12 protein-coding genes are annotated in these 13,544 nt (G+C 69.2%); 4 read left to right on the forward strand and 8 right to left on the reverse strand.

The genetic code is table 11. The features are described from left to right. Positions 1-259: 259 nt before the first annotated feature. Both FFI97_RS16495 and FFI97_RS16500 read right to left on the reverse strand, forming a co-directional pair. Entirely contained in the window at positions 260-1,420 is a 1,161-nt protein-coding gene (locus tag FFI97_RS16495; RefSeq protein ID WP_095949392.1) for a porin, read from the reverse strand. 159 nt (positions 1,421-1,579) lie between these two features. Beyond that, positions 1,580-2,587 (reverse strand): bile acid:sodium symporter family protein, encoded by a 1,008-nt coding sequence (locus FFI97_RS16500; protein ID WP_139700101.1) that lies wholly within the window; start codon positions 2,585-2,587, stop codon positions 1,580-1,582. A 70-nt stretch (positions 2,588-2,657) separates the two neighbouring features. On the opposite strand from FFI97_RS16500, the gene FFI97_RS16505 reads away from it, so the two are divergent. After that, on the forward strand, positions 2,658-3,584 hold the full coding sequence (locus tag FFI97_RS16505; RefSeq protein ID WP_062479435.1) for a LysR family transcriptional regulator: 927 nt from the start codon (positions 2,658-2,660) through the stop codon (positions 3,582-3,584). On the opposite strand, the gene FFI97_RS16510 is transcribed toward FFI97_RS16505, so the two are convergent. Continuing rightward, complete coding sequence (locus FFI97_RS16510) at positions 3,544-3,966, reverse strand: response regulator transcription factor (protein WP_095743895.1); 423 nt, start codon at positions 3,964-3,966, stop codon at positions 3,544-3,546. The two genes, FFI97_RS16505 and FFI97_RS16510, sit on opposite strands and share 41 nt — an antisense overlap. Positions 3,967-4,074: 108 nt before the next feature. Continuing rightward, a complete protein-coding gene (locus FFI97_RS16515; RefSeq protein ID WP_139700099.1) occupies positions 4,075-5,061 on the reverse strand; it encodes a quinone oxidoreductase family protein in 987 nt (328 codons plus the stop codon). Positions 5,062-5,170: 109 nt separating this feature from the next. Between FFI97_RS16515 and FFI97_RS16520 the strand changes: the two genes are divergently transcribed. Beyond that, positions 5,171-6,082 carry a DMT family transporter gene (locus FFI97_RS16520; protein WP_139700097.1) on the forward strand — a complete coding sequence of 304 codons (912 nt, stop codon included), beginning with the start codon at positions 5,171-5,173 and terminating at the stop codon, positions 6,080-6,082. Between the two features lie 19 nt (positions 6,083-6,101). Here FFI97_RS16520 and FFI97_RS16525 read toward each other — a convergent pair whose 3' ends face one another. The 4 genes from FFI97_RS16525 to FFI97_RS16540 are packed head-to-tail and all read right to left on the reverse strand — an operon-like array spanning position 6,102 to position 10,509. Further along, positions 6,102-6,893, reverse strand: coding sequence for an SDR family oxidoreductase (locus FFI97_RS16525; protein WP_062479426.1), 792 nt, complete (start codon positions 6,891-6,893; stop codon positions 6,102-6,104). A gap of 40 nt (positions 6,894-6,933) precedes the next feature. Then, positions 6,934-7,887, reverse strand: a complete 954-nt coding sequence (locus tag FFI97_RS16530; protein WP_139700095.1) for a DMT family transporter — start codon at positions 7,885-7,887, stop codon at positions 6,934-6,936. A gap of 21 nt (positions 7,888-7,908) precedes the next feature. After that, positions 7,909-9,522, reverse strand: a complete 1,614-nt coding sequence (locus tag FFI97_RS16535) for a gamma-glutamyltransferase family protein (RefSeq protein ID WP_139700094.1) — start codon at positions 9,520-9,522, stop codon at positions 7,909-7,911. 15 nt (positions 9,523-9,537) lie between these two features. Next, positions 9,538-10,509 (reverse strand): tripartite tricarboxylate transporter substrate binding protein, encoded by a 972-nt coding sequence (locus FFI97_RS16540; protein ID WP_139700092.1) that lies wholly within the window; start codon positions 10,507-10,509, stop codon positions 9,538-9,540. 351 nt (positions 10,510-10,860) lie between these two features. On the opposite strand from FFI97_RS16540, the gene FFI97_RS16545 reads away from it, so the two are divergent. Then, entirely contained in the window at positions 10,861-12,138 is a 1,278-nt protein-coding gene (locus FFI97_RS16545; protein ID WP_139700382.1) for a porin, read from the forward strand. Between the two features lie 32 nt (positions 12,139-12,170). Continuing rightward, a complete protein-coding gene (locus FFI97_RS16550; RefSeq protein WP_185993621.1) occupies positions 12,171-13,508 on the forward strand; it encodes an amidohydrolase in 1,338 nt (445 codons plus the stop codon). Positions 13,509-13,544: the final 36 nt, after the last annotated feature.

Below are 13,544 nucleotides of genomic sequence, written 5' to 3' on the forward strand. Positions count from 1 at the left end.
GTTTCAGGAAAGGCCGGCCGCGCGCAGCCGCTCGGGGCCCCGCAGCGTGGCGGGGGCGGCGGCCCCTCGCCGCGAAACCCCGGCGGTGGCCCGGGCGGAAAAAGAGGCGGCGGCAGCACGATGCAGCCGGAGAGGCCGAGTGCTGCCAGCACGCCCGCGAGGTGGTGAATCCGGATCATGTGGATCGATGCGTTGCGTGTTCGACGGCAGGGACCGTTCGCGCGCGCCGGCAGCGCCGCCGCACGCGAACGGAAGCCGATCAGAACGCGTGGCGAATGCCGAAGTCGTAGCCCGTCGACGAACGCGGCAGGCCCGTGTAGCCCACGCCCGTGCTGCCGTAGCCCGTGGTGCTGGCGGCCGTGAGGCTGCCCGTGTAGTTCGCGTCGTTGCGGTTGCTCACGCGCGCCACGGTGGCGTACAGCGCGGTGCGCTTGGACAGGTTGTGCACATAGCCGATCGCGAGCTTGTTCGCGCGCGGGTCGTCGCCCGTAACGCCGACCGCGCCTTCGTTGTAGCGCACGGTCGAGTACGACGCGCGGATCAGGCCCGCGCCCACCGGCATGCTCGCGCCGATCAGGTAGCCGTTGTAGCTGTCATGGCTGTTGCCCAGCGCCGCGAGGTCGAACTTGTTCTTCACGTTCGACAGCTCGCCGAACAGCTTGACCGGGCCGAAGTCGTACGACGCGCCGAGGTTGATGGTCTGCACCTTGCGCGTGAGCGTGGTGGTGTCGACCGCGACGTTCTGGCCCACCGCCAGTGCGATGTCCAGCGGACCGTTCGCATAGCCGAAACGCCCGCCGACATAGCGCCCGGCGCTGCTGCTGGTGGCTGCCGTGGTGTCGGTGGCGCTGGTCTTCGTGTTCTCGTTCAGGCTGTACTGCAGCTGGCCGTAGAAGCCGCCGAGGTTGGGCGGCAGGAAGTAGCCGACCATGTTGCTGGCGCGCACGTAGTTCGTGTTGCCCAGCGCGGTGCTGCCGCTGACCGTGTTGATCACGCTGGAGCCCGAGCCGTTGGTGCCGAACGGGTCGAACACCGTGTCGTTCCAGAACGTGGCCGTGTAGTCGCGGCCCAGCCGCACTTCGCCGAAGCCGCCCGACAGGCTGACGGTGGAACGGCGGTTGAAGTTGGCGATGCCGGTGGCGCCGTCGTCGTTGCTGATCGGCGCCTCGAGCCAGAAGCTGGCGGCGAGCCCGCCGCCCAGGTCTTCCGTGCCGCGAAAGCCGATGCGGCTGGAGTTGTAGCCCGAGTTGGCCAGGCTCCATTGGCTCTGCTTGCTGGTGGTGCCCGTGACAGGGTTGCGCGACGTGGCGCTCTGGTAGCTCACGCCGGCATCGACGACGCCGAACAGGGTGACCGACGATTGGGCAGAAGCCAGGCCGGTGACGGCCAGCGCGGCGAGTGCCGTGAGGGATTTCTTCATTCAGGTTTCTCCGGGGTTTTCAGCTGCTCTTCATCGAGCCGCTGACCGGATGGTCCTGTTCAAAATTGGAGGAATCTGGTGGACGCCAGCCCCCCCCCGCGCGGGTGTTGTTTTGCGTTCACGCGCCGGCCGGCGCATGAACGCTCGGCGCCGGGCAGGCTACTCGGCCGTACGCAGCGCAGGCGCCGGGGACGTCGCTGCGCGCCGCGCATAGCGCTGCGCCAGCACCGCGCACACCATCAGCTGCATCTGGTGGAACAGCATCAGCGGCAACACGATCGCGCCGACGGCGTGCGAGGCGAACAGCACCTTGGCCATCGGAATCCCGCTCGCCAGGCTCTTCTTGGAGCCGCAGAAGACGATGGTGATCTCGTCTTCGATGTTGAAGCCGAAGCGCCGCGCCATGAACGTCGTGAGACCCAGCGCCAGCGCCAGCAACACGCCGCACACCAGCAGCAGCCCCAGCAGCGCGCTCACGGGAATCTGCTTCCAGAGCCCTTCGATCACCGCCGCGCTGAAGGCCGTGTAGACCACCAGCAGGATCGAGCCCTGGTCCACGAACTTCAGCACCGCGGCGCGCTTCTGGATCCACTTGCCGATCAACGGACGCGACAGGTGACCGATGACGAACGGCACCAGCAGCTGCAGCAGGATGCGACCGATCGCATCGAGCGACGAAGACGACGCCACCGCACCGCCTTCAGGCAAGACCACCAGGCTCACCAGCACCGGCGTGATGAACACGCCCAGCAGCGTCGAGGCCGAAGCGCTGCAGATGGCGGCCGGCATGTTGCCGCGTGCCATCGCAGTGAACGCAATCGCCGACTGCACCGTGGCCGGCAGCACGCACAGGAACAGCACGCCCGTGTACAGCTGCGGCGTCACCAGCGGCCCCAGCACAGGCCGCAGCGCGAGCCCCAGCAGCGGGAACAGGATGAAGGTGCAGGCGAACACCAGCAGGTGCAGCCGCCAATGCGTGATGCCCGCAAGGATCGCCTCGCGCGACAGCTTGGCGCCGTGCAGGAAGAACAGCAGCCCGATCGCGACCGTGGTCAGGCCCTCGAAGAAATGCGCCACGCGGCCGCTGGCGGGCAGCAGGCTGGCCAGGGTGACGACCGCGACGAGCGTGAGCGTGAAGTTGTCGGGGAGAAAGCGTGAACGTGCCATGCCCTGCATTGGACCTTTCGCCCATTCAAAAGAGAAATGGATTTATCGGATGGATATATGATTTGAGCGCATGAACGTCACGCTGCGCCAACTCCGCGTCTTCCGCTCGGTGGCCGAGGGCCGCAACTTCAGCCGCGCCGGCGATCAGGTCGGCCTGAGCCAGCCGGCGGTGAGCCGGTCGATCTCGGAACTCGAGGCCCAGCTCGGCCTCAAGCTGCTGGACCGCACCACGCGCGAGGTGGTGCTGACCGAAGCCGGCCACTCGTTCGCGGCCCGGCTCGACCGCGTGCTCGACGAACTCGACCAGACCCTGCAGGACGTGGCCGGCCTGGCCAGCGCGCGCGGCGGCAAGGTGCGCGTGGCCAGCAGCCCCACGCTCTCGGCCAACCTCATGCCCGACTGCATCGCGGCCTGCGCGGTGCAGGCGCCGGGCATCCAGTTCCTGCTGCTCGACCGCATCCAGCAGGACGTACTGGACAGCGTGCGCAGCGGCGAAGTCGACTTCGGCGTGGTGATCGAGCCCTCCGAGGCCGACGACCTGCACTGCGAGTCGATCCTCAACGACCCCTTCATGGTGGTCACGCTGCCCGGCCACCGGCTGACGGAAAAAAAGGCCTCGGTGAACTGGTCGGCGCTCGACGGCCAGCCGCTGGTGCTGCTCGACCACGCCTCGGGCAGCCGGCGCCTCATCGACCAGGCGCTGGAGCGGCACGGCGCGCGCTGCGACGTGAAGCAGCAGCTGGGCCACGCGACCACCGTGTTCCGCATGGTCGAGGCCGGCATCGGCATCAGCGTGATGCCGGGCCTGTCGCTGCCGCCCGAAGGGCTGGCGCGGCTGGTGGTGCGCCCGCTGGTGCCCAACGTGCAGCGCGCGATCATGCTGATCCGGCGCCGCAACCGCGAGCTGTCGCCGCTGGCGCAGCGGGTCTGGCGCATGGTGCGCGAGACGGCGGCGCTCAGTGAGGCGCCCGCGGCCCCGCCGACGAAGGCGCGCTGAAGAAGCGCTCCTGGCGCTGGCGCACGCAGAAGTCGATCAGCTCCTCGACCTCGGTGGCCTTGTCGAACACCGCGTCGGCGCCGAGCTGCGCGCACTTGCGGCGCGTCTCGGGCGTGGCGTGGTTGCTGAGCACCACCATCTTCTGCCTCGGGTCGCGGTTGCGGCAGGCCTCGAGCACGCTGAAGCCGGTGCCGTCGCCCAAAAACAGGTCGACGATGGCCAGGTCCCACAGCGCCGGGTTGCGCGTGAGCCAGCGCGTGCCCTCGGCCTCCGATTCGGCCTGGCCGACCGGATCGATGCGCGCCATCTCGCGCAGCGTGCCCGCCAGGCTGGCGCGCTGGGCGGGGTTGTCTTCGACGATGAAGGCGCGGACGGTGGTCATGGCGGACTCTGCAAAGGGACAAGTGCAGGCTACAAATTGCGCCCGCCACAAGTCGAAGGTGTGACACCCCACCGCGCGTAGGACATCACCCGCCGGCCGCCGTCGGCCTCAGAGCGTGAGGATCGTGCAGCCCGTGGTCTTGCGCGCCTCGAGGTCGCGGTGCGCCTGCTGCACGTCGGCCAGGGCGTAGCGCTGGTCGATCGGGATCTTCACCGCGCCGCTTTGCACCACGGCGAACAGGTCGTCGGCCATGGCCTGCGTGCGCTCGCGCGTGGCGATGTGCGTGAACAGCGTCGGGCGCGTCACGTAGAGCGAGCCCTTCGAGGCCAGCAGGCCGAGGTTGACCGGCGGCACCGGGCCCGAGCCGTTGCCGAAGATCGCCAGCAGGCCGAAGGGGCGCAGGCTGTCGATGGAGCCTTCGAAGGTGTCCTTGCCCACCGAGTCGTACACCACCTTCACGCCCTGGCCGCCGGTGATCTCCTTCACGCGCGCCGCGAAGTTCTCGGTGCTGTAGTTGATGGCGTGCGCCGCGCCGTGCGCCAGCGCGAGCTGGCACTTGGCGTCGCTGCCAGCCGTGCCGATGAGCTGCAGGCCGAGCGCCTTGGCCCACTGGCAGGCGATGAGGCCGACACCGCCGGCCGCCGCATGGAACAGCACGAAGTCGCCGGGCTGCAGGCCTTCGGCGGGCAGCGTCTTCTTCAGCAGGTACTGGGCCGTGAGGCCCTTGAGCATCATGGCCGCGCCGGTCTCGAAGGAGATGTCGTCGGGCAGTTTGCACACGCACTTGGCCGGCATCACGCGCAGTTCGCAGTAGGCGCCGGGCGGCTGGCTCGCGTAGGCGGCGCGGTCGCCCACCTTCAGGTGCGTCACGCCCTCGCCCACTGCCTCGACCATGCCCGAGGCTTCCATGCCCAGCTGCAGCGGCATCTGGAACGGGTACAGGCCGGTGCGCTGGTAGGTGTCGATGAAGTTCAGGCCCACGGCCTTGTGGCGGATGCGGATCTCGCCGGGGCCGGGCTCGCCCACCTCGACCTCGACGACCTTCAGTTCCTCGGGACCGCCGTGGCGGTCGATACGGACGGCTTTGCTCAACATCGTTGCTGTCTCCACGCAGGGGAAAAAAGAATGGGACGGGCATCGTGCCACGTTTGACCATTTCTCGACGGGCCACGGACACTGCGCGGGCCCGGTAGAGTCGGCGGCCATGTCGTCCGCATCGCACCACCGCCTCACGCCCCTCACCGCCTTGCTCCTCACCGTGCCGCCGCTGCTGTGGGCCGGCAATGCCGTGGTCGGCCGGCTGGTGCGCGCGCTGGTGTCGCCGCTGACGCTCAACTTCGTGCGCTGGGTGATCGCGTTCGTGCTGCTGCTGCCGCTGGCGGCGTGGGTGCTGCGCCGCGACAGCCCGCTGTGGGCGCACTGGCGGCGCTATGCGCTGCTGGGCCTGCTGGGCATCGGCCTGTACAACGCCTTCCAGTACCTGGCGCTGCAGACCTCCACGCCGATCAACGTCACGCTGGTGGGCTCCAGCCTGCCGCTGTGGATGCTGGCCGTGGGCACGTTGTGCTTCGGCGCGCGCGTCAGCCGGCGCGCGCTGGGCGGCGCGCTGCTGTCGATGCTCGGCGTGCTGCTGGTGCTGAGCCGCGGCGAGTGGCAGCAACTGCTGGCGCTGCGGCTGGTGCCGGGCGACCTGTACATGATCGCGGGCACCATCGCCTGGGCCTTCTACAGCTGGCTGCTAGCGCGCACGCACGAGCCTGCCAACGTACGCGGCGACTGGGCCGCCTTCCTCATGGCACAGCTGGTGTTCGGCGTGGCGTGGTCGGGCGCACTGGCGGCCGGCGAATGGACGCTGACCGATGCCCACATCGACCTGGGCTGGCCGCTCATTGCGGCGATGCTGTTCATCGGCATCGGCCCCGCCGTGCTGGCCTACCGCTGCTGGGGCACCGGCGTGCAGCGCGCAGGGCCGCAGGCGGCGAGCATCTTCATGAACCTCACGCCGCTGTTCGCGGCCGTGCTGTCGGCGGCCTTCCTGGGCGAGGCGCCGTACTGGTACCACGGCGCCGCCTTCGTGCTGATCGTGGGCGGGATCGTGGTGTCGTCGCGGCGCTGAGCGCGCGCCGCTGCGTCGATCAGTAAGTGCCCGGGTAGGCGCCGCCGTCTGCGAGCACGTTCTGGCCCGTCATGTAGCCGGCCTGCATGCTGCACAGGAACGCGCAGATCGCGCCGAACTCCGCCGGGTTGCCGAAGCGCTTGGCCGGAATGTTCTTCTTGCGCGCTTCCCACACCGTGTCGAAGTCCTGGCCCGACTTCTGCGCCGCGCCGGCCATCGTGCCCTTGAGGCGGTCGGTCTCGAAGGAGCCCGGCAGCAGGTTGTTGATGGTCACGCCCTGCGCCGCCACCGACGTGCGCGCCACGCCGGCCACGAAGCCCGTGAGGCCGCTGCGCGCGCCGTTCGACAGGCCCAGGATGTCGATCGGCGACTTCACCGAACTCGACGTGATGTTGACGATGCGGCCGAAGCCGCGCTTGGCCATGCCGTCCACCGTGGCCTTGATGAGCTCGATGGGCGTGAGCATGTTGGCGTCGACCGCCTTGATCCACGCCTCGCGGTCCCAGTTGCGGAAGTCGCCGGGCGGCGGACCGCCGGCGTTGGTGACGACGATGTCGAAGTCATGGCCCAGCGCGAACACGGCCGCGCGGCCGGCTTCGGTGGTGATGTCGGCTGCCACGTGCTTGACGAACGGCCCCGACGGGCCGGCCACCGCCACCAGTTGCTTCGCAGCCGCGTCGAGCGCCTCGGCGCCGCGCGCCACGATCACCACGTTCACGCCTTCGCGCACCAGCGCCTCGGCGCAGCCGTAGCCCAACCCCTTGCTCGCGCCGCACACCAGTGCGGTCCTGCCTGCAATGCCCAGATCCATGTGTTTGCTCCCGTCGATCGATTGATCGATGCTGCAGGGGCTAACGCCCCTTGCGTGTGAAAACGAAGATGCCCGCGATGACGAGCACCGTGCCGGCCGCGATCCACGCGGTGAACGGCTCACCCAGTATGACCACCCCCATGAGGATGGTCGACAGGGGCCCGATCATGCCGGTTTGCGCCGCAATGGCGGGGCCGATGCGCTCGATGGCCATCATCACCATGAGGACAGGCACCGCCGTGCACAGCGTGGCGTTGAGCACCGACAGCCAGATCACCTCGGGCGCCACCGCCATCGCCGCGCTCATCGGCCGCGTGAGCACGAACTGCAGGATGCACAGCACACAGGCGACGGTGGTCGCCAGCCCCACGAGCCGCAGCGACCCCAGCCGCTTGACGAACTCGCCGCTGTACACGAGGTAGCCCGCATAGCTCACCGCGCTCAGGAACACGAGGAACGCGCCCCACGCGGCCGCGCCGCCGCCCTTGCCGCCGCCCCCGGTCCACAGCTCGTGGCCGAACACCAGCAGCACGCCGGCATAGCTCACGACCATGCCGAACACCTGCGGACGCGTCGGGCGGCGCCGGTACAGCAGCCAGCCGAAGAACAGCACCAGCGTGGGGTTGAGGTAAAGAATCAGCCGCTCGAAGCTGGCCGAGATGTAGGCCAACCCGGCAAAGTCGAGAAAGCTCGCGAGGTAGTAGCCCGAGAAGCCGAGCCCGAGGATGCCGAGCCAGTCGCGCGTCGTGAGCGCGGGCTTGCCGCGCCCGGCCCACCACGCCATCAGCGCGAACAGCGGCAGCGCGAAGAGCATGCGCAGCATGATGAGCGTGATGGCGTCGACGCCGTAGCGGTACGCCAGCTTGACGATGATGGCCTTGCCGCTGAACGCGATGGCGCCCAGCGTGGCCAGGACGAGGCCGGTGGCGTAGCCCTTGCGGGCGGCCTCGTGTCCGTGCGGGGGAATGCCGACCGATGCGGCTGTCTTGTTCATCCCCCGATCATCCCTTGATCCTCAGTAGCCTGCAGCGAGGCCGTCGCGGCGCGGGTCGCTCGCGGCCACGTAGCCTTCCACCGAAGGCTCGCCCGCGCGCCAGATGAACTGGCCGGCGCCGAAGTCCTGGTAGGAGTCGTTGATCACCTCGAGGTGGTGGCCCAGGTCGCGCAGGCCCTGCAAGGTGTCGGCATTCATCGCGGCCTCGACGTTGATCTCGAGCCCCGCGTTGAAGCGCCAGCGCGGTGCATCGCACGCGGCCTGCGGGTTCTGGCCGTAGTCAAGCATGCGCACCAGCGTCTGCATGTGACCCTGCGGCTGCATGTTGCCGCCCATCACGCCGAAGCTCATCACCGGCTGGCCGTCCTTGGTGAGGAAGGCCGGGATGATGGTGTGGAACGGGCGCTTGCCCGGTGCCACCACGTTCGGGCTCTCGGCCTTGAGGCTGAAGCCGTGGCCGCGGTTCTGCAGGCTGATGCCGAATTCGGGCTCCACGCAGCCCGAGCCGAAGCCCATGTAGTTGCTCTGGATGAAGCTCACCATCATGCCGCTCTCGTCCGCGGCCGTGAGGTAGATGGTGCCGCCCTTGACCGGGTTGCCGGCCTTGAAGTCCTGCGCCTTGTTCACGTCGATGAGTCTCGCACGCGAAGCCAGGTAGGCGTCATCGAGCATTTGCGCGGGGGTCACCGTCATCGACGATGGCTCCGACACGTAGCGGTACACGTCGGCGAAGGCCAGCTTCATGGCTTCGATCTGCAGGTGCTGCGACTGCACCGAGTCGACCGGCAGCGAGGCGATGTCGAACTTCTCGAGGATGCCCAGCGCGATCAGCGCCGCGATGCCCTGGCCGTTCGGCGGGATCTCGTGCAGCGTGTGGCCGCGGTAGTCGCGCGAGATGGGCTTGACCCACTCGGGCTGGTAGGCCGCCATGTCGGCCACGGTGAGCGCGCCGCCCTGCTCCTTCGAGAACTTGGCGATGGCTTCGGCGATCTCGCCGTTGTAGTAGGCCTCGCCCTTGGTGCGGGCAATCGCCTTGAGCGCGCGTGCCGCCGCGGTGAAGCGGAACAGCTCGCCGACCTCGGGCGCGCGGCCCCAGGGCAGGAAGGCCTGCGCGAAGCCGGGCTGCGATTGCAGGATCGGCGTGGCCGCCGCCCACTTGCCCTGCACCACCGGCGGCACGAGGTAGCCGCGCTCGGCGATGTCGATGGCGGGCGCCATCAGGTCGGCGAAAGGCAGCTTGCCGAAGCGCTCGCTCATCGCGACCCAGCCGCGCACCGCGCCCGGCACCGTGACCGAGTCGATGCCGCGCATCGGCGGCGTGGCGGCGTCGGCACCGTATTTGGCCTTGAAGTATTCGGGCGTCCAGGCCTTGGGCGCCGGGCCCGAGGCATTGAGGCCGTGCAGTTCCTTGCCGTCCCACAGGATGCAGAAGGCGTCGCTGCCCAGGCCGTTGCTCACGGGCTCGACCAGCGTCATCACGGCGGCCGTGGCAATGGCCGCATCGACCGCGTTGCCGCCCTGCTGCAGGATGCGCAGGCCAGCCTGCGCGGCCAGCGGGTGCGAGGTCGCGACCACGTTGCGTGCGAAGACCGGGAGGCGGGTCGAGAGGTAGGGATTGTTGAAGTCGAAGTTCATGTCGGCGTGCTCTCGTTAGTCGTTCGTGATCTTGCGATCGACGACGATCTTTTTCCATTTGGCGGCGTCGATGGCCACCATCTTTGCGAACTGCTCGGGCGTGCCCGCGTTCGCCGGCTCGATGCCCAGGCGGGCGAGCTTGTCCTTCAGCTCCGGATCGGCCAGCGCCTCGTTGGCGGCCTTGTTCACGCGCGCCACGATGTCGGCCGGCAGCCCCTTCGGGCCGTAGAAGCCGAACCAGGTGGTCGACTCGAAGCCGGGCAGCGTGTCGGCGATGGGCGGCAGCTCGGGGGCGAGCGGGCTGCGCTTGAGCGAGGTCACGCCGAGCGCGCGCAGGCGGCCGTCGCGCACGTGCGGCATGCCGGTGGGCAGCGAGTCGAACAGCACGTCGACCTTGCCGCTGATGAGGTCGGGCACCGCCAGCGCCGTGCCGCGGTAGGGAATGTGCGTGACGAACACGCCGGCCTGCGCCTTAAACAGCTCCGCCGTGAGCTGCACGATGGTGCCGTTGCCGCTCGATGCGTAGTTGAGCTTGCCGGGGTTCTTCTTCGCGTTGTCGATCCATTCGCGCACCGTTTTCGCGGGCGTGTTGATCGGCACCAGCATGATGCTCGGCGCATCGCCCACGTGGGCGATGGGCGTGAAGTCGCGCACCGTGTCGTAGGGCAGCTTGGGCGTGATGGCCGGGCCGATGGCGTGCGTGCTCGTGGTCGCGAGCAGCAGCGTGTAGCCGTCGGGCGGCGCCTTGGCCGCGAGGTCGGAACCGATCGCGCCGCCGGCACCGGGCTTGTTGTCGACCACCAGCGTAGCGCCGAGCTTCTCGCCCATCTTCTGGCCCAGCGTGCGGGCAAAGAGGTCGGTGGCGCCGGCCGCCGGGAACGGCACGATCAGGCGGATGGGCCGGTTCGGGTAGTTCTGGGCCAGTGCGGGCACCGCGGCCAGCACCAGCGCAGCCGCGGCAAGCGCGGCGCGGGTGGTTCGTTTCATGGAATTCATTGTGTCCGAGGTGGTGTGTCGGGAGCGCGCCTTGTCCGACGTGGCCGCAGGATTGGACACGCGGGGCATTGAAAAGGGAAATGGATTTATCGGATAGATATATGAATCTGGCGCATCAATGTTGCCACGGCCATCACGCGGCGCGCGGCCTTGCGCCCGACCATCAGAAATAGCGATGGGGTCGCATCAGCAAACGGTATTTCCTCCCGGGCGCCCTGCCGTCCGATAGTCGCGCCAGTCCACTCGACACAGAAGTGGCGCACAGGAGACCTCCCCTTGAACTTTCCCTCCCTCGAGGGCGCCGATGCCGGCGCCCTCTGCTTCAGCTCGCGCGTTCTTCGCGTGAAGCGGCGCCCGCTCGGCCTGGCCCTGCTGGCGCTGGCCGGCGCGGCCTCGGCGCAGTCCTCGGTGACGCTGTTCGGCGTCATGGATGCGGGCGTCAGCCATTTCGAGACCGTCAGCGAGTACCGCCCGGCGTTCGATCCGCGGCGCCCTGCCGCCGCCCTGCTCGCCGCGGCCGTGCCGCGGGTGACGCAAAGCCAGTCCACGCTGTCGCGCGGCGGCTACCGCGGCAGCAGCCTGGGTTTTCGGGGCACGGAAGACCTGGGAGGCGGCCTGGCGGCGAGCTTCTGGCTGGAGTCGAACATCGCCAATGACGACGGCAAGACGGGCCTGGCCTCCTTCGCCAAGCGTTCGACGCTGAGCCTGTCGGGCGGCTTCGGCGAGCTGCGGCTGGGCCGCGACTACACGCCGATCTTTCGCAACGACTCGCTGGCCGACCCCTTCGCCGTGCAGGGCGCGGGCCTGTCGGTGATCGCGCGCGTCAACAGCGCCTCGTCCACGCTCCTGGGCGGCGCACCGGCCGGGGTGGCGGCCGGCGACAACTACGCGCGCGCCAGCAACAGCATCGGCTACTTCCTGCCGCCGGACCTCGGCGGCTTCCACGGGCAGCTCCAGTACGCCTTGCCCGAGAACGTCCGCTACAGCCCGGACGTGACGCCGACGAACGCGCGTGGGCGCTACCTGGGCGGGCGCTTCGGCTACGCCAAGGGGCCGCTCAACGTGGCGCTGGCGTTCGGCGAAGACAACAAGGACCGCCTGCCCTCGGGTTCGGCAGCCAAGCCGCCCGTCGACGCCGGCGGCGAGGACCGGCTGAAGACCCTCAGCCTCAGCGCCACCTACGACTTCGGCCCCGTCAAGCTGCTGGGCGAGTTGTCGCAGCTGCGGCACCGGCGCGCGCAGGCGCAGCCGTGGATGCAGGATCGCACCGACAAATACAACGGCTACCTGGTGGGCGCCACGGTGCCCGTGGGCCCGGGACTCGTCCGCGCGTCGTTCGGTCGCGTCAGCTACAAGGCCGGCGCCACCGGCCTGCCGGGAGACGCCGCACAAGGCGCCAGCGCCAGCCAATGGGCGCTGGGCTACGTGCACCACCTGTCCCGCCGCACGGCGCTGTACGCCACGTTCGCGCGCGTTCGCATCCGGGACGGCCAGAACGACAAGGCGATCGGCGCTGTGACGAGCGCCAGCGACGCGCCCTATCCGGGCTACCTGGCCACCAGCGGCTGGCGCCCGCGCAGCGCCACGGGCTACGACTTCGGCATCCGCCACATCTTCTGATCTTCGTTTTCATGCGCCCCTGCATTCATTCCATGTTGACCCACACCTCCACCTTTGCCCTTCGTTCCCTGGCCGTGGCCGCCCTCCTCGCCTTCGGCGCAGGCGCACAGGCCCAGCCCGCCCCATCACCGCAGGCGTCGACGATCCCGCCGCTCGTCGATGCGATGTACCCCCGGCTCGACGCCCTCTACAAGGACCTGCACGCCCACCCCGAACTTGCTTTCAAGGAAACGCGCACCGCCGCCCTGCTCGCCGCCGAGATGCGCGCGATCGGCTTCGAGGTGACCGAGAAGGTCGGCGGCACCGGTGTCGTGGCGCTGTACCGCAACGGCCCCGGGCCGGTCGTGATGGTGCGCACCGACATGGACGGCCTGCCGATGGAAGAAAAGACCGGCCTGCCCTACGCCAGCCAGGCCCGCACCGACTGGGGCGGGCGCGACAGCTTCGTGGCCCACAGCTGCGGCCACGACATCCACATGGCCAGCTGGCTCGGCACCGCGCGCACGCTGGTCGCGCTCAAGGACCAATGGAAAGGCACGCTGATGTTCATCGGCCAGCCCGCCGAAGAAACCGTTTCGGGCGCCAAGGCGATGCTCGCGGACGGCCTGTTCACGCGCTTTCCCAAGCCCGACGCCGCGTTCGCGCTGCACACGGCGCCCACGCCCCACGGCGCCATCGGCTACGGCGTCGGCATCAGCAGCTCCAACTCCGACGCGCTGGAAATCGTCTTCAAGGGACGCGGCGGCCACGGCTCGCGGCCGCACACCACCATCGACCCGATCGTGATCGCCGCGCGCTTCGTCACCGACGTGCAGGCCGTGGTGAGCCGCGAGAAAGACCCGGCCGAATTCGGTGTCGTGACCATCGGCGCCATCCAGGGCGGCACCGCCGGCAACATCATTCCCGACACGGTCACGCTGCGCGGCACCATCCGCTCGTACAAGCCGCAGGTGCGCGAGCAACTGCTGGCCGGCGTGCGCCGCATGGCCATGGCCGCCGCCGCGACGAGCGGCGCGCCCGAACCCGTGGTCAAGCTGGTGCCGGGCGGAGAAGCGCTGGTCAACGACGAAGCGGTCGTGACCCGCGCGGCCGCCGCGCTCCAGCAGGCGCTGGGCGCGGCGCAGGTCGTTCAATCCACAGTGCCCTCGACGGGCAGCGAAGACTTCTCGGCCTTCATCAACGCCGGCGTGCCATCGATGTACTTCACGATCGGCGTGCTCGATGCGCGGGACATCGCGGCCTCCGCCCAACCCGGCGGCAAGCCGCTGGCCCGCAACCATTCGCCCTTCTTCGCGCCAGTGCCCGAGCCGTCGATCAAGACCGGCGTGCACGCGATGACCGTGGCGGTGCTCAGCGCGCTGGGCAGATAGGGACGACGGCATCCCCCCAAAGAAAAACGGCGCCCG

It is taken from the genome of Variovorax sp. KBS0712 (assembly GCF_006323185.2).
GTDB classification, from domain to species: Bacteria; Pseudomonadota; Gammaproteobacteria; order Burkholderiales; family Burkholderiaceae_C; genus Variovorax; species Variovorax boronicumulans.

Coding starts and splice junctions, on each gene's coding strand:
- FFI97_RS16495 (WP_095949392.1), bottom strand. CDS start 1,420: ATGAAGAAATCCCTCACGGCACTCGCCGCGCTGGCCGTCACCGGCCTG.
- FFI97_RS16500 (WP_139700101.1), bottom strand. CDS start 2,587: ATGGCACGTTCACGCTTTCTCCCCGACAACTTCACGCTCACGCTCGTC.
- FFI97_RS16505 (WP_062479435.1), top strand. CDS start 2,658: ATGAACGTCACGCTGCGCCAACTCCGCGTCTTCCGCTCGGTGGCCGAG.
- FFI97_RS16510 (WP_095743895.1), bottom strand. CDS start 3,966: ATGACCACCGTCCGCGCCTTCATCGTCGAAGACAACCCCGCCCAGCGC.
- FFI97_RS16515 (WP_139700099.1), bottom strand. CDS start 5,061: ATGTTGAGCAAAGCCGTCCGTATCGACCGCCACGGCGGTCCCGAGGAA.
- FFI97_RS16520 (WP_139700097.1), top strand. CDS start 5,171: ATGTCGTCCGCATCGCACCACCGCCTCACGCCCCTCACCGCCTTGCTC.
- FFI97_RS16525 (WP_062479426.1), bottom strand. CDS start 6,893: ATGGATCTGGGCATTGCAGGCAGGACCGCACTGGTGTGCGGCGCGAGC.
- FFI97_RS16530 (WP_139700095.1), bottom strand. CDS start 7,887: ATGAACAAGACAGCCGCATCGGTCGGCATTCCCCCGCACGGACACGAG.
- FFI97_RS16535 (WP_139700094.1), bottom strand. CDS start 9,522: ATGAACTTCGACTTCAACAATCCCTACCTCTCGACCCGCCTCCCGGTC.
- FFI97_RS16540 (WP_139700092.1), bottom strand. CDS start 10,509: ATGAAACGAACCACCCGCGCCGCGCTTGCCGCGGCTGCGCTGGTGCTG.
- FFI97_RS16550 (WP_185993621.1), top strand. CDS start 12,171: ATGTTGACCCACACCTCCACCTTTGCCCTTCGTTCCCTGGCCGTGGCC.